Source organism: Burkholderia sp. MSh2 (assembly GCF_000731655.1).
Taxonomy (GTDB): Bacteria; Pseudomonadota; Gammaproteobacteria; order Burkholderiales; family Burkholderiaceae; genus Burkholderia; species Burkholderia paludis.
Genome location: NZ_JPGM01000007.1, coordinates 103,830 through 120,122 on the forward strand (window position 1 = coordinate 103,830; position 16,293 = coordinate 120,122).

General features: G+C 67.7%; 11 protein-coding genes. 8 read left to right on the forward strand and 3 right to left on the reverse strand.

Features of this window, described 5'->3' with window-relative positions:
* Positions 1–345 precede the first annotated feature (345 nt).
* The 5 genes from cblB (at position 346) to GQ57_RS06050 (ending at position 7,926) form a co-directional block, all read left to right on the forward strand.
* Positions 346–1,167 carry a cable pilus chaperone CblB gene (gene cblB / locus GQ57_RS06030; protein ID WP_034197386.1) on the forward strand — a complete coding sequence of 274 codons (822 nt, stop codon included), beginning with the start codon at positions 346–348 and terminating at the stop codon, positions 1,165–1,167.
* A 3-nt stretch (positions 1,168–1,170) separates the two neighbouring features.
* The gene (cblA, locus tag GQ57_RS06035; RefSeq protein WP_031400898.1) at positions 1,171–1,677 is read left to right on the forward strand and encodes a cable pilus major pilin CblA; all 507 of its coding nucleotides are present in this window, start codon (positions 1,171–1,173) and stop codon (positions 1,675–1,677) included.
* A gap of 85 nt (positions 1,678–1,762) precedes the next feature.
* On the forward strand, positions 1,763–4,465 hold the full coding sequence (gene cblC, locus GQ57_RS06040; RefSeq protein ID WP_034197387.1) for a cable pilus usher protein CblC: 2,703 nt from the start codon (positions 1,763–1,765) through the stop codon (positions 4,463–4,465).
* A gap of 73 nt (positions 4,466–4,538) precedes the next feature.
* Complete coding sequence (locus GQ57_RS06045) at positions 4,539–5,705, forward strand: CfaE/CblD family pilus tip adhesin (protein ID WP_031400900.1); 1,167 nt, start codon at positions 4,539–4,541, stop codon at positions 5,703–5,705.
* 94 nt (positions 5,706–5,799) lie between these two features.
* On the forward strand, positions 5,800–7,926 hold the full coding sequence (locus GQ57_RS06050) for an ATP-binding protein (RefSeq protein ID WP_280528999.1): 2,127 nt from the start codon (positions 5,800–5,802) through the stop codon (positions 7,924–7,926).
* Between the two features lie 55 nt (positions 7,927–7,981).
* On the opposite strand, the gene GQ57_RS06055 is transcribed toward GQ57_RS06050, so the two are convergent.
* Entirely contained in the window at positions 7,982–10,480 is a 2,499-nt protein-coding gene (locus GQ57_RS06055) for an ATP-binding protein (protein ID WP_034197389.1), read from the reverse strand.
* A 390-nt stretch (positions 10,481–10,870) separates the two neighbouring features.
* Here GQ57_RS06055 and cblR point away from each other — a divergent pair, with 390 nt between their 5' ends.
* A complete protein-coding gene (gene cblR / locus GQ57_RS06060) occupies positions 10,871–11,587 on the forward strand; it encodes a cable pilus system response regulator transcription factor CblR (RefSeq protein ID WP_031400903.1) in 717 nt (238 codons plus the stop codon).
* 354 nt (positions 11,588–11,941) lie between these two features.
* The gene (locus GQ57_RS06065; protein WP_031400904.1) at positions 11,942–12,370 is read left to right on the forward strand and encodes a PRC-barrel domain-containing protein; all 429 of its coding nucleotides are present in this window, start codon (positions 11,942–11,944) and stop codon (positions 12,368–12,370) included.
* A gap of 56 nt (positions 12,371–12,426) precedes the next feature.
* Here the strand turns inward: GQ57_RS06065 and dapF are convergent, their stop codons facing one another.
* Entirely contained in the window at positions 12,427–13,245 is an 819-nt protein-coding gene (dapF, locus tag GQ57_RS06070; protein WP_031400905.1) for a diaminopimelate epimerase, read from the reverse strand.
* A 325-nt stretch (positions 13,246–13,570) separates the two neighbouring features.
* Here dapF and GQ57_RS06075 point away from each other — a divergent pair, with 325 nt between their 5' ends.
* Positions 13,571–15,055: an alanine/glycine:cation symporter family protein gene (locus GQ57_RS06075; RefSeq protein ID WP_034197390.1), complete on the forward strand. Its 1,485-nt coding sequence runs from the start codon at positions 13,571–13,573 to the stop codon at positions 15,053–15,055.
* A gap of 141 nt (positions 15,056–15,196) precedes the next feature.
* On the opposite strand, the gene GQ57_RS06080 is transcribed toward GQ57_RS06075, so the two are convergent.
* Positions 15,197–15,931: a lysozyme inhibitor LprI family protein gene (locus tag GQ57_RS06080; protein ID WP_034197391.1), complete on the reverse strand. Its 735-nt coding sequence runs from the start codon at positions 15,929–15,931 to the stop codon at positions 15,197–15,199.
* Positions 15,932–16,293 lie beyond the last annotated feature (362 nt).

Below are 16,293 nucleotides of genomic sequence, written 5' to 3' on the forward strand. Positions count from 1 at the left end.
GATTGGTGCAGAAGTCTGCAAATTTAGGACAAGTCTTATATCTGGCGCCTGGTTGAATCGTCAAAATCCTAATCAAGCAATGCGTTCCGATAGCCGATGCGCCCGACGCGGCACCTGAGAGGCCGGGGCGCCGCAGGCCCCCGCCGCTGACCGAACGACCGGGCTGCCGCTTGCTGCCCGAATCGAAGAAGGGCGGCGTGCGCAGCATCGAGCCGCCGGCGGCCGAAACGACCGGCCGGGACATGTCAGGCATGGCATGCCGTCGATCGAAAGCCGGCCGGCGTTTGCATCGAGCGAAGGCCGGCTGCCGGCGAACGCGTGAAATGGATGGGAAATCGATAAGTTATGCAAATCATCATTGACAGGAAATACCGTGTTCACCGGAGGCTGCTTGCCGCAGCCGCGCTGTCGTTTGCGTCGTCGATCGCCGGCGCGAACATGCTGGTCTATCCGATGGCCGCGTCGATCGGGGCCGGCAGCGAGTCGGCCGCGGAGCTGCGCATCTATTCGAAATCCGATGCGACGCAATACGTGAAGGCGATCGCGAAGCGCGTGATCGATCCGGCGACGGATCACGAGCGTGAGGAGACCGGCATGAATTCCGGCGACGACGCGATCGTGATCTCGCCGGCCAAGTTCGCGCTGCCGGCCGGCGGCACGCGGCTCGTCCGCGTGATTCCGCTCGGCGCGCCGCAGAAGGAGGTGCTGTATCGCATCTACCTGCAGCCGGCGGCGGCGCCGTCCGACGATACCTCCGCGGCGCAGGACGACGTGTCCGGCAAGGTCGACTTCAGTCTCGTCTGGGCGCCGCTGATCCGTGTGCTGCCGAAGACGGTCGTGCCCGACTTCGACGTGGCGAACGGCACGCTGACCAATACCGGCAACGTCCGGATCGGCCTGATCGACGCGGGCGCATGCCAGTCCGAAAAGGACGAGTCGTCGTGCCGGTGGACGAAATTCGAACGCAGCGTCTATCCGGACCAGGAGTTCAGGCTGGACGGGCTGCATGCCGCACCTTATGTGCGAATCCGATATCGAGTGGGGGGAGTGGCGGATGTACAGCAGAAGGTCGTGCCCGCGCATTCCGTCGACGCGATGAACGCGCCGAGCGCGAATCACGAGACCCGGACGGGTCACACCATTGTTTCAACCAACCAGAAGGACTAACCCATGCTGAAATACGTTCCCATCGCTGCCGCCGCCCTGATGTCGATGTCGGCTCACGCCGTGCAGAAGGACATCACCGTCACCGCCAACGTCGACACCACGCTCGAAATGCTGTCGGCGGACGGCTCGGCGCTGCCGACGACCATGCAGATGCAATACCTGCCGGGTTCGGGTCTTCAGGCCGCCACGGTGAATACGAAGATCTTCACGAACGACAAGGCGAAGGATCTGCAGATCCGCCTCGCGGCCGATCCGACGCTGAAGAACCAGACGAGCCCGGGCGCGAAGGCCATTCCGCTGACGGTCACGCTCGGCAACACCGCGCTGACCACCACGGCGACGACGCTGAAGACCGCGGAACTGTTCCCCGGCGAACTGGCCCAGGGCTCGAACGTGCTGCCGCTGTCGATCGGCCAGAAGACCGTCGAAGCCGTCACGGAGTCCGGCAGCTACCAGGGTCTCGTCAGCGTGATCGTCACGCAGAGCGCGGCATCGGGTTCGGGTAGCTAAGCTTCTCCGCGTTGTCGACGGGCGCGCCTGCACGGCGCGCCCTGTTTTTTGTAGTACTCCTGCAAAATTTCCCCCCTGTTCCCGCATGATTCCATTCGATCTCAAGAAGACCGTTGTCGCATGCCTGAGCGCGCTGTGTGTGATGGACGCCGCGTCCGTCGCGCAGGCCGCTTCGGCCGTGCCGCCGGGCTTCGAGGACATCATGACGGGGCACGACGAGCGCATCAACGTCAATTTTCTCGGCAAGCCGCTCGGCTTGTTTCGCGTGTTCGTGACGCCCGACACCGTGCGTTTCGAGGATCCCGCGCGCGTGTTGCAGGCGCTCGCCTCGCAGCTCGACCCGGCGGCCGACGTCTCGGCGATCGGCGCGGCATTGTCGAAGTCGATGGCGCGCAACGGCAACCTCGCCTGCGCGGGGCAGGCGGGCCTGAACGGCTGCGGTTATGTCGACACCGACAGCGCGGCCGTGATCTACGACGAAAGCGACGGCAACATCGAATTGTTCCTGTCGCACGCCTGGCTGAGCACCGAGCAGCGCGACCGGCGCTATCGCGAGCCGTCGCCGATGACGGAAAACGCGCTGATCCATCAGCAGACGGTCAACCTGTCGGGCGGCCGGGGCTACCGGAGCCTGTCCGTGTCGGGCACGGGCGCGCTCGGCATCACGCCGCAGAGTTTCATCGGCGGGAACTGGAGCTTCACGCATTCGGGCTATTCGCGCGGCTCGGAGAGCCGCGTCCGGCTGCAGGATCTCTATTACCGCCACGACATTGGCCACGCGCATTACGCGCAGGCCGGCCGAATGGACAACCGGAACCTCGCGAGCGCGCTCGGCGGCAACTTCGGGTTCACGATGCTGCCGGTCGGCACGCTCGACGGCGTGCGCGTCGGCACGACGCTCGCCTACGTGAACCCGGAGGTCGCGGAGCAGGGCACGCCGGTCACGCTGCTGCTGCCGCGCGATTCGCGTATCGACGCGTACCGCGGGCAGGAACTGCTGGGCACGTTCTACATGAAGGCCGGCGTCAACGCGCTCGACACGTCCCGCTTTCCGGAAGGCACGTATCCGCTGACGCTGCGCGTGTTCGAGAACGGCGTGCAGGTGCGCACGCAGATGTCGCCGTTCACGAAGACGGGCGGCGGCGCCAATTCGCGCACGCGGCAATGGTTCGTGCAGGCCGGCCGCCCGTCCGACCGCGACGCGCCGGACGGCGTGGCCGCGGCAGCCGGGGTGCGGATTCCGCTGCTGCGTGAAATGGCGCTGACGAGCGGCGTCGCGAGCGTCGGCGGGAACCTCTACAACGAGACGGCGCTGGAGTGGCGTCACGCGTTTGCGCTGGGCGTGCTCTCCGCCGGCGGTTCGTTCTTCGTCGGGAACGACGGCTCGCGCGGCAACACGCAGCAGATTTCGTTCGCCGATGGCGTGTCGTGGAGCGTGTACCGCTACCAGATGCGCGGCGCGGCATGCGGCGGCGCGGCGATGTCGTATCGCGACATCGGCTGCTACGACATGCTGAACGCGACCGTGTCGTTTCCGATCGGCAACTGGTCGGCGATGCTCGGCTATACGTACAACAAAAGCGTCGGACGCTCGGAAAGCTGGCAACCCGACATGCTGGACCGTCCATGGGCAACGCCCGTTTTGCGTCAGGGAGACCAGGTGTCGCGCGCGCTGCAGGCGTCGCTGTCGCGCTCCGTCACGTGGCGCAAGGTCAGCGCGAACCTGCGCATCGGTGCCTACGCGAACCGCAGCGCCGGCGCACGCAATGAGTATGGCGGCTACGTCGGCGTGACGCTGTCGATGGCCGAACCCGCGATGCAGCCCGGGCGCGCGTCAGCTTACACGTCGGCGGGCGTCGACGTTCGCACGGACCGCAGCAGCACGACGACGAACTACACGCTCGACCGCAACTGGAACTGGCAGGGCGACAGCTACCGGGAGGTCGCGCTCGGGGTGTCGGGATACGGCACCGAGAGCCTGACGGGTACCGCGCAGGGCCGCTGGAAGGGCCGCTACGGCGACGTCGCCGGATCGGTCGCGAACAGCTACAGCCGCGACAGCGGCGGCAACAACCCGTCGGTGACGGCGAGCTACTCGTCGTCGTTCGCGCTGGCGCGGCAGGGGATGTTCCTCGGCGCGTCCGCGTCGCAATCGGATCCGCTCGCCGGGTTCGCCGTCCGGGTCGGCAGGCACGACGACGCGAGCGGCATGGCGGCCGAGGTGCGCAGCGATTCGAGCGCGAGGATCAAGGTGGGCTTCGGGCAGCGTGCGCTGCTGCCGGTATCGGCCTTCACGCCGGTGACGACCGAAGTGAGCGACGCGGGCGCGCATGCGGCCGCGGGCGCGACGAGCGTGACCGAGGGGCTCGGCAAGCGCACGCTGTTCATGGTGCCGGGGCAGCTCGCACTGCGCAACGTCGATGCGAAGGTGACCTATACCTACGTCGGCCAGGCGTTCTCGGCGCGCGGCATGCCGCTGTCCGACAGCGTGATCCTCAACGGCTCGATGCCGCCGATCGACAGCCAGGGCGGCTTCATCGCCGAACTCGACCACAAGGAAGACGAATTGTTCGTGGTCGACGGGCCGACGCTGATGCGGTGCCCGCTGCACGTCAAGCGCCAGCAGGATGTGCTGATGATGGTCGGCAAGGTGCGTTGCGAAGTGGCCGGGCCGGACGCGCTGCCGGAATCGCTGCGCAAGCAGGCCCGCGTGCGCAAGCTGCTCGAGCATCGATACGTGATGTCGATGCGGGCGCGGACGACCGGGGCGCCCGACGAGGCGCAATGACGCGCGCAGTCGCGAGGCGGGCTTCGTGCGTCGCATCTTGCGCTGACGCGAACACAAGGAAACAGTCATCCAGATGAAACAGATCAATCGAATTCGCTGCCGGGCCATCGTCATGGCGGCCGCATTGGGGGCGATCGCACTCGATGCGTGTGCGGTTTCCCAGCAGCCGGCCAACCGCAACGATACGGTGGAAGCGACACGGGATCGCGGCGCGCCGCAGGGCGACGTCTCGGTGTTCGACAGTGCGTCGGGCGGGTACGACACGGCGGACGCCTACAAGTGGGGGCGAAATTCGTGGACCTGCCAATCCAGCAGCGACACGGCGACGGGTGCATGCCCGACCGAGCCGGTATGGGTCGTGGCGGGCACCTCGACCTCCATCCGGCTTTCGTTCAAGGAGGAAAAGACCGGCGCCACGGCCGTTCTGAATCTTGCAGGGGAAAATGCGTATGGCCGTCACCGGGATTGCAACGGCAACGTCGTGGCGGGGGTGGTGTCGAACGCGCGCGTTCCGATCGAGATGGCGCAGTCCGCTTCGATTGCCGGTTGCGCCAACGAAATCATCTGGGACGAGCGCAAGCTGTTCGTCAAGATTCCTGCCGCGGAACTGAAGAAACTCCCGTCCGGCGGAACCTGGAAGGCGAACCTCAAGTTGAACCTGAGACTGTGGGGGACCGGTACGCCACCGACGATCGCCGTCTTCAGCGCGGCGATCAAGCTGAATGTCACGGACAAGAACAACATCCAGGTCTATCTGCCGGAATACACGAGCGCGACGCCCGTCGTCGACCTCAAGCTGCGGATGCTGCCGAACGGCAGCCGGATCTCGGGAACCTCGAACGTCGACATGTGCCTGTACGACGGCTACAACTCGCAGAGCACGTGGTTCGACGTGTCGGCGAGCGACGGCCTGACGATCGACCGGCGCGACAAGGGCCGGTATTCCGTCCTGCTCGACTCGGACAAGAGCGGCGCCTACGCATCGCGCATCGACTACGACGTGAGCCTGACCTATGCGGGCAAGAAGATCGCGCTGCAGAACAACGAAACGGTGCGTCTGCAGGGCGTGAACAACAGCGCGGGCCGGTCGGTATCGCTGCCGGGCATTTCGGTGCCGGTGGTCTGCACGCCGACGCCGCTGACGCTGGAGACGCCGGAGGTCCAGTCGGTGTTCAAGCGTCCGGGCAAGTACAGCAACAAGCTGACGATCACGTTTACGCCGTCGTCCGCGAGTCTCTAGCGCGTTCGGCGCCCGTGAAGCGGCGCCGCACGCCCTCATCCCAAGCGAATCGATCATGGAAGCCAGGTTATCCGTACGGCGCCCGGTGTGGCGCATGCTTCGCCTCGTGTTGACGGCGGCGCTGCTGGCCGTCCCGGTCGGCGCGGGCGCCTCGACCGCCTGCTGGAAGCCGGTCTTCACCGACGAGGAGCTTCGGTGGATCGGCGCGCATCCGGTCGTCCATATCGCGGTCGAGGCGAACTGGCACCCGATCGAATACCTGCGCAACGGCAGGCATGCGGGGCTCGTCGCGGGTTACCTGGGCGCGATCTCGAAGATGACCGGGCTCACGTTCCAGACGGTGCCCGGCACCCAGTGGGGGCAGGCATACGATGCGCTTGCGTCCGGCAAGGTCGACCTGCTGCCGGGCGTCTGGCGCGAGCTGGTGCCGGACCGCGTCGGCGCCGGCGCGCTGGTCAGCGCGCCCTATCTGGTCGGGCGGCTGACCGTCGTGACGCGCAACGACTACGCGATGATCTTCGGCCTGCAGCGGCTGAAGGGCCGGCGCATCGCGATCAAGGGGCGCGGCGCGGTCGAGTATTTCGTCCGCCATAGCGGCGTGCCGCTCGAGGTGCTGACGTTCGACACCGAGGAGCTCGCGCTGGCCGCGGTCGCCAACGGCGAAGCCGATGCCGCGCTCGGCATCGACGTCACCATCCTGCCGATCGTGCGCCGGCAATTCACCGGCCAGCTCTACATGTCCGGGATGCTGGCCGATCGCCCGGTGTCGCTCGCGATGCTCTCGCGTGCCGACCTGCCGCTCCTCGCATCGATCATCGACAAGTCGCTCGCGGCCATTCCGGTCAGCGACACGGCCGCGATCACGCGGGATTCGATCGAACTGGGCGACTACGGCAAGCCGACGATCCGCTCGATCGTGCATTACCGGGCGCCGGTGGTCCTCGCGATCGCCGCGACCTTGCTGACCTTTGCGGCGCTGGCCTGCGTGATGTGGAAATCGCGCGCGGCGGCCGTGCGCAGCAAACGCGACAAGGCGATGTTCGTTGCCTTCGTCAGTCACGAGATCCGCACGCCGATGCAGACGGTTCTTTCGTCGCTCGAATTCCTGCGGCGTTCGCGGCTTCACGCGCAGCAGGCCGGCCGAGTGGATGCGGCCGTGTCGGCTTCCGAAACGCTGCTGACGCTGCTCGACGACATTCTCGACTACTCGCGCCTCGAGTCGCGCAAGGTCACGCTGTCGCCGCAAACGGTCGAGCTCGGGGCGTGGGCGCGCCAGACGGTCGACATGGTGCGGTGGCGCGCCGAGCGCAAGGCGCTTGCGTTGACGCTGGACGTTTCCGCGCCGCCGTCGCTGCATGTCGCGATCGACTCCGTGCGCGTCCGGCAGATCGTGCTGAACCTGCTCGTCAACGCGATCAACTTCACGTCGGCCGGCGCCGTGGCGCTGCGGGTCCGCTATCTGGCGGCCCGCCACGGAAGCCACGGCACGCTGCGCATCGAGGTGCGCGACACCGGCATCGGCATCGCGCCCGAGCGTTGCGGGCAGGTCTTCGATACATTCTGGCAGGCCGAGCGCGCGCCGCAGCAGGGCGCGGGCGGCAGCGGGCTCGGGCTCGCGATCTGCCGCGAACTCGTCGAGCTGATGCGCGGCTCGATCACCGTTGAAAGCACGCCGCATGTCGAGACGGTATTCAAGGTGCACTTGCCGGTGACGGCCATCGAGGGCGTGCCGGCGGCGGCGCCGTTCGCGGTGACGCCGGCGTCGGTGCCGTCACCGGCGGACGCAGGCGGGGCGCCGTCGCAGCACGCCGCGCCGCGCATCCTGATCGTCGACGATCACGACGCGGTGCGGGCCGCGCTTCAGGATCAATGCGACGCGCTCGGCTGCATCGGCATCGCCGCCGGCACTGGCGAGGACGCGTTGCGGCAGCTCGCGCGCGGCCGCATCGACCTGGTGCTGCTAGATTGCCGCCTGCCCGACATCGACGGCTACGCGCTCGCGCGCATGATCCGTCAGGAAGAAGCCGCGCGAGAGGCCGGGCATGTTCCGATCGTCGCGATTTCGGCGGAGTCCGGCGATGCGCACCGGGCGCGGTGCCTGGAAAGCGGGATGGACGGCGTGCTGGGCAAGCCGCTGCGCCTCGAAACGCTCCGGCAGGCGATCGCGACGTGGTGTCCGGTCGAGGCGCGCGACGTGCCGGATGCGTCGGCGGCGCACTAGGCTCGCGTCGCGCGTCCCGGCGGCCGGTCGCCGGGCTTTCCTGTCCGCGTGCGGCTCATGCATCCGGGTCGCCCGTTTCGCGCTCGCGGGCGTCCGGCCCGGCGATGTCGGCGCGATGCAGGCGCAGCAGTTCTTCGCCGAGCGCATGGATGCCCGGCGGCATGCCGCCGGAGGCGAGCTGCAGCCGGCGTTCGAGTTCGGCGGCCAGTTCGCTCGTCGCGCGATGGCCGGCCACGGCCGCCGCGCCCTTGATGCGGTGCGCGGCATGACTCGCCTGCCCGGTATCGCCGTTCGACAACGCGGCGCCGAGCGTCGCCAGATCGGCATCGACGCTGTGCCGATAGATCGTCCGGAAATCGGCTTGCGCCGGGCGCGGGTCCTGCGCCGGCGACGCGGTGTCGGCCGCCTCGTCGGCCGGGCACCACAGATCGATCATCTGGCGCAGTGCATCGAGCCGCAGCGGCTTGCCCAGCACGCCGTCCATGCCGCTGTCGAAACACCGTTCGCGATGCGCGTCGCCGGTCGCCGCCGAGATCGCGACGATCGGCGTGTGCGTGCGCTGGTGCCGGCGTTCGCTGTCGCGCATGCGTTGCACCACCGTATAGCCGTCGATGTCGGGCAGGTCGCAGTCGATCAGCACCATGTCGAACGTCGTGTGCGCGAACTGCGCGAGCGCATGCTCGCCGCTGTCGGAGACGATCGAGCGGCAGGCCAGTGCGTCGAGCTGGTGCTGGATCGCATGACGAACCGCTTCATGATCGTCCACGACCAGGATCATCGGGCCGTTCGCCAGCGGTGGCTGCGTGTCGGTTTCCACCGGCGCCAGCTCGCGCGCCGGCAGCACCGGTTCGGTCGTCGCCCCGTGCGCGTCGGCCGGGCCGGGCGCAGGCGTGTGCGCGCCGCGCCGCGCCGGCAGGATCACGGTGAAGATGGTGCCCTTGTCGGGGCTGCTGCTGACGGTGATCACGCCTTTCATCAGGTCGACGAGTTCGCGGCAGATCGACAGCCCCAATCCGCTGCCGGCGACGCGCCGGCTCCCGGCTCGCTCGGCCCGCTGGTACGGCTCGAAGATGCTGCGCTGGCGTTCGGGCGGAATGCCGATGCCGGTATCGCGGACCTCGATCACGAGCGAGCCGGCGCGCTGCGGCTTGCCGTCGAGATAGTCGACGCGCAGCGCGATCGAGCCGGCCGACGTGAACTTGATCGCGTTGACGAGCAGATTCAGCACGATCTGCCGCGTGCGCACCGGGTCGATCAGCACGCGCAGCCCGGGCGGGCATGCGAGTTCGAGCGTCAGGTCCAGCTTTTTCTCGTCGATGCGCCAGCGCACCATGTCGGCGCTGCGCCGCACCCACGGTTCGACGTCCGTGGGTTCGGGCGCGAGCGTCACGTTGCGCGATTCGAGGCGCGAGTAGTCGAGGATGTCGTCGAGCAGCGTCAGCAGCGATTCCGACGCGGCCACCGCCGCGTCCGCGCGGCCGGCCTGCTTCGGCGGCAGCTTCGAGCGTTGCAGCAGTTCCAGCGACGACAGGATCGTGTGCATCGGCGTGCGGATCTCGTGGCTGATGAACGCGAAGAACATCGCCTTGTCGCGTTCGTTGCGCACCGCCGCGACGCGCGAACGCCAGGAAACGAATGCGATCGCCAGCAACGCGAGCAGGCAGGCGCCGGCCGCCGTGACTTCCCAGCGCCGGTAATAGAGGATCGAGTGCAGCGACGGCTTGCCGTAGTCGGTCGATTCGATCCACTGGCGGGAAATGGCCTCGGCGTCACGCGCCGGGATCGCCGCGAGCGACTTGTCGAGAATCGACGCAAGAACCGGCAGGTCGCGGCGCGTCCCGATCGCGAGCGCATAGGGGTTGTCCGGCAGGCCGCCTGCCACGAACAGCTTGTCGTGGTATTGCCGTTGCAGCGGCGGCAGGATCGCCATGTCGGGGCCGATCGCGACATCCGCGCGGCCGTCGGCGACGGCCTCGAGCGCGTCGCGCTCATCGGGGTAGGTCAGCAGGGTCATCGGGAGGGTGCTGTGGCGGAGCGCGACTTCCAGTGCGCCGCCGCCCTTGACCGCGACACGCCGGCCGGCGAGATTGCGGGCCTCGACGAACAGCGTCTGGTGCCCGGATGCCACGACGAAGACCGTACCGACGAAATAGGGGCGGCTGATGATGACGCGGCTGCGGAGCTTGCTCGGGTCGCCGTGCGCCGCCTCGTCGGACGCGCTGCGCCACGTCATGTCGGGAATGATGTCGATCAGGTCGGTGCGCAGTGCATCAGGCGAGTTGCGCCACGTGAGCTCGTCGACATACTCGAAGCGCAAGCCGCTGATCTTCGCGATGGCATCGAGAAATGACGGCACCACGCCGACGACCTTGCCGTTCTCGCGAAATTCGAACGGGGGCCATGTCGGATCGGCGCGGGTCCGCACGACGGGGTGCGCGGCGATCCAGGCTTTTTCTTTCGCGGTGAACGGCGGTGCGTCGGCCGCCCGTCCGGGCGCCGGCATCAGCCCGATCATCATGCCGATCAGGACGGCGCGCCCCTTCACACTCACCATGTTCACGTCCTTCCCTCGCGTTGTCGGCCGGCTTGCAATGAACCGGCATCGTTGTTCGAGCGGTTGCGGCGGCGTCGGCCCGCTTCGACGTCGCGGTTCCCGTCCGGCGTGGCACCCGGCGGCCGGATCCGCATCGGCCGCCGCGACGAGCGCGAGCACCGTCTAAAAACGGGCCAGCCATCATAGGTCGCGGACAGGGGAAGCGCAACGCCGTCTTGCTGCTGGGAGACCCGGTCGAACGAGCCTGTCCGGTTTGGCCGGCGGGGTTAAAAAACAGCCGAAAAACCGGTAATCTCATCCCAATAAACAACGGCATCGATGGCGGCCCGCGACGACGAGCGGCGTGGCGCAGCCAATCGGAGCCGAACCGGAATAAAGAAAGGGTTAGCAATGAGGCCAGAGCACCAGTCGATCCAGGTCGTGATCCTAGACGACCACGCCGTCGTCCAGCACGGGATCGCCAGTTACCTGGCGGAGAAGACCGGCATTCAGGTCGCGGCGAGTTTCGCGAAATCGCGCGACCTGATCCGCTGGCTCGAGGCGAATCACGCCGATGTCGTGCTGCTCGACTACACGCTCGGCCCCGGCGAGATCGACGGCCTCAACCTCGTCAAACTCGTCAATACGCGCTTTCCGGATAGCCGGATTCTGATGACGTCGAGCAGCGATACGCCAGCGACCGTGAACATGACGATGCGCGCGGGTGCGCTCGGCTTTTTCGGCAAGAGCGAGAATCTCAGCGAGCTCGCGCATGCGATTCGTGTCGTGGCGAGCGGCCGTTCCTATATCAGCGCCGAACTGGCGGACCGCATCATGGCGGGCTCGGCGCCCGACCCGCGCGCGGCCGAGCCGAAGCCCGCGAGCGGCGAGAGCGCACCGCCGTCCGACGCGGGCCTGTCCACCGACCTGGGGCTGAGTCCGCGCGAACACGAAGTGCTGCGCTGTTATCTCGCGGGGCTGTCCGTGTCGGACATCGCGTTGAAGTTTTCCCGCAGCCGCAAGACGATCAGCGCCCAGAAGCAATCGGCGTTTCGCAAGCTCGGCATCCGCAACGATGCCGAACTGTTCGCATCCCGCAAGCTGATCGAGGAAGGACGGACGGGCTGAGCGGTGCGTCGCGGCGTTGTTGCCCGCGACGCGCGCGCCGGTTGTGCGGACGATCGCCGCTGCGCGATCGGCGCGGCGCGGCCGGCTTGCCGCGAGCGGTTGCGCCCGCATCGTCCCGCTTCCGGAATCCACGACGAGCGGACCGAATGCCCGCATCCGCGCTTCGCTGCGGTGTCCGTAACGTCGCGATCGCGCCGGTGCGTCATCGCGTCCGATGCAGCGTTGCGCGAGGGGCGCTAACATGGGCCGGTGCAATGCATCGCGCGCCGGCCGCCGTGCCGCATGCGACGCACGCACGGCGGCGGCTCGGCCGGCCGCCCGCATCGACAACAATTCACCGGAGTACATGACAGCATGGCTTTCTACAAGACCCTCATCGCAGCAACCGTCCTCGCATCGAGCGTCAGCGCACACGCGCAGATCGCCGGTGCGCAGCCGCTCAGCGTGACCGTCGAGCAATCGCAGGCGCTGCTCGAAGGCTGGAGCGTGAAGAAGAGCGTGCTCGGCAAGGCCGTCTACAACGACCAGAACCAGAAGGTCGGCAGCGTCCGCGACCTGATCGTCGCGCCGGACGGCTCGGTGTCGGCGGCGATCGTGTCGGCCGGCGGTTTCCTGGGCGTGGCCGCGCATGACGTCGCGGTGCCGATCGCGTCGCTGGATGTGCACAACGGCAACATCTACCTGCCGGGCGCGACCAAGGAGGCGCTGAAGGCAACGCCCGCGTTCCAGTACGCGAAGGTGCCGACGCCGCCGAAGCCGAAGAAGGTCGACGACAAGCACTGATCGTCACCGCCCGGCGCGGCATGCGCCGGGCTCGCCGCCCGCGCGCCCGCGGGCGCTCAGGCCGCTGGGGCCGGCTCGTCCTGCCAGGTTCCGCCGAAGACGGGCGCGACCGGCCCGCTCAGGAATACGCTGCCGGCGCCGTCCCAGCGCACCGTCACGTCGCCGCCGTCGCATTCGACGCGCACCGACGCATCCAGCAGCCCGCGCCGGATGCCGTTCACGACCGCCCCGCACGAACACGATCCCGACCCGAGCGGTACGCCGCCGCCGCGCTCCCAGATGCGCAGGCGAATATGCGCGCGATCGATCACCTGGACGAAATGCACGTTGGTTTTCTGCGGAAACAGCGGATGCGTTTCGAGCGGCGGGCCGAGCGCCTCGACGTCGATCGTGCGCAGATCGTCGACGAAGAACGTGCAGTGCGGATTGCCCATGTTGCACGCGGCCGGTGCGCCGGGCAGCGGCAGCGCGAGGGTATCGAGCGCCTCGGCGACCGGCACGTCCCGCCAGCCGGTGAGCGGCACGCCCATCTCGACGGTGATCCGGTCGTTCGCGTCCGCCGAGCAGACGAGATATCCGCGCGCGGTGCGCAGCACGAGCGACGACAGGCCGGTTTCCCGCATCAGTTGCCACGCGACGCCGCGCGTCGCGCTGCCGCAGGTGGCGAGCGGCGAGCCGTCGGCGTTCCAGAACGCGACGCGCGCGGCCGCGTCGTCGCAGTCCGACACGACCGCGAGCTGGTTGAAGCCGATGCCGCGCCGCCGGTCGCCCATTTGCCGGGCGAGACGGCCGTCGATGGCGTGCGCGGTGCCGCGCAGGTCGACGATGGCGAAGTCGTCGCCGTTCGCGTGCATTTTCTGAAATCCGATCGGCATGGCGATTCCGGTATCGAGACAGGCGAACACTGTATGGTGCACGGCGGCCGGGATCAATGCCGCGATGCCGCGCAGGGTGGGGCGCGGGGCTGCGCCCGTGCCGGAGGGGGCGGCGCGCCGGCCGCCTGATGCGAACGTCGCGTCGACGCCGACGGTGTCCGTCATGCACGGCTTGGGGCGCCTCCCGATTCCGAATGAAATCGTAAGACATGTAATGTAAATGAAAGATCGATCCGGATCTGCCCGCCGTCGTGACTCCCGCGCTCTCGCGAGATGAATCCGACCCTCCGCCACGCGTCATTCCCGCTTTCAACGGCAACACCACATGGAACAATTCGTCGATTCGATCAACGGTGTCATCTGGAGCCCCGCGCTCATCTTTCTCTGCCTCGCCGCCGGGCTGTATTTTTCGCTGCGCACGCGCTTCGCGCAGGTCCGCCACTTCATCGAGATGCTGCGGCTGATGCGCGGCAGCAAGGCGTCGGCGGAAGGCGTGTCGTCGTTCCAGGCGCTGGCGATGTCGCTGTCGGGGCGCGTCGGCACCGGCAACATCGCGGGCGTCGCGACGGCCATCACGTTCGGCGGCCCCGGCGCGATGTTCTGGATGTGGCTCGTCGCCTTCCTCGGCGCGAGCACCGCGTTCGTCGAATCGACGCTGTCGCAGATCTACAAGGTGCGGCGTGAAGGGCAGTATCGCGGCGGCCCCGCGTATTACATCGAGAAGGGGCTCGGCATCCGCTGGTATGCGGTGGCGTTCGCAATCGCCACCGTGCTCGCCTGCGGGCTGCTGCTGCCGGGCGTGCAGGCGAACGGGATTTCCGCCGCGATCGAGAATTCATTCGGTATCGCGAAGCCCGTCACCGGCGCGGTGCTCGTGCTGCTGCTCGGCCTCATCATCTTCGGCGGTGTGAAGCGGATCGCGCGCGTCGCCGAAATCGTCGTGCCGTTCATGGCGCTCGGCTACATCCTGATCGCGTGCGTCGTGATCGCGCTCGACATCGAGCGCCTGCCGGGCGTCGTCAGGCTGGTGTTCGAGAGCGCGTTCGGCTTCGAGGCCGGCTTCGGCGCGGTGCTCGGTATGGCGATCCAGTGGGGCGTGAAGCGCGGCGTCTATTCGAACGAGGCGGGGCAGGGCACGGGCCCGCACGCGTCGGCCGCCGCCGAGGTCACGCACCCGGCGCAGCAGGGGCTCGTGCAGGCGTTCTCCGTCTATGTCGATACGCTGTTCGTCTGTTCGGCGACGGGTTTCATGATCCTCATCACCGGCGCCTACAACGTGGTCGCACCGAACGGCCGCGCGCTGTTCTCGGGCGCGGCCGGCATCGAGGCCGGCCCCGGCTATACGCAGATGGCCGTCGAATCGGTGCTGCCCGGCTTCGGAGCGGCATTCGTCGCGATGGCGCTGTTCTTCTTCGCGTTCACGACCATCCTCGCGTACTACTACATCGCGGAAACCAACGTCGCCTACCTGAGCCGCGCGCGCAGCAGCGCCGCCGGCACGTTCGCGCTGCGCGCGGTGATCCTGCTCGCGACGTTGTACGGCGCGGTGAAGAGTGCCAGTGTCGCGTGGGCGCTCGGCGACATCGGCGTCGGGTTGATGGCGTGGCTGAACCTCGTCGCGATCCTGCTGCTGCAGAAGCCGGCGCTCAAGGCATTGCGCGACTACGAGGCGCAGAAGCGCGCGGGGCGCGAGCCGTCGTTCGACCCGGCCGCGCTGGGCATTGCGAATGCGACCTTCTGGGAGAAACCGGCGGCGGCGAGCGGCGCGCGCGCGGCCGAGCCGGTCGCGGCTGTCGAGCGGCAATCGTAGCGGCAATCGTAGCGGCGCATTTCGCGGGCGCGGAGCCGGCCGCGAATGCGGCTCCGCGCGACGCGCGATGCAGCCGCTTCATCCCGCGGCCGGCACGTCCGTTGCCGGCCGTTTTGCATCGTGCCGCGCGTGGGCGCCTGGCTAGTTGTCGTCGGCTTTGGGCAGCGCATCCAGGCGGTCTTCCGTCACGAGCCAGCGGCATCGCTCGGGCTCGCCCGAGTCGCGACACTCGCTCACCTTGTGGTCGACCCAGACCCGCTCCTCGACACGCAAACTCCGGGCCCGAGCTTCATCGTTGTTCTGCGCGTAGCGCGACAGAATGCGCCGGTAGCTGTCGTTGAGCGCCTGATCGGCGCGCCGATAGAGCCAGTTGAACGGGCGTGCGGGATCGAATGACGGGAAGTCGGCGAGCGGGAAACTGTCGTCCGGGTTATCGGAGTACCAGCCGTTGGCCACGCCCGCGATCATCTTCACCGATCGCTGCGAAGCGGGAAGCACGAATATGGAATTCCACGTCAGGACCATCCAGGCATGGTCGCCCCGCGTATCCAGAATGCGCACGTTGACCAGCTTGACCGGGCTTCCGTTTTCCCGCACATGAACCGCGGCGCAAGGCCCCACCACGAACTGTTCGCTCTCCTCGAACCGCGCGACGCAACGGCCGGGCGGAGGCAGCGACGTCTTGGTGATTCGACCGAAGTTGTCCTTGCCGGCATCGTTGTCGGTCACTTTCACGAGCATGGAGACGCGTGGCGAATGCTCGTCGACATGAACGGCTTCGACGTCGAGATGAAGCGTGGATTCCGCCAGCGCATTCGCGGAGAAAAGCGCGCAGATACCGGCGAGCGTCGATACGGCGAGTCGAGTGAAGTCCATGGACGAAGTCGAGAGGTCGAAAAGAATGAAATGGCGCGTTGGCGAGCGCCTGGCGATCTTAATTCGCGCGGGCCGGACTTTCAAAGTATCGGGGCATGCGGCTCGCGCCGTTGCCCGGGCGAGCCGCCCGAATGAGCGACACACGCCGGCCGTTGCGACGGGGACGGGGGCGGACATCACGCAAGCGGCGCGAAACGCAGGCAGGCAAACCGACGCTTCCGCGCGAGCGCACGGCCGCATCTACGTAATACTACGTAGCCCCGCATACGTAGTTATCCGCTTGTAAGCCGCCCCCGTCGCGCGGAATACTACGGCCCATTGTCGCGGCCTTTGCGAGGTCGCGGCACGACGCATCGACGTCA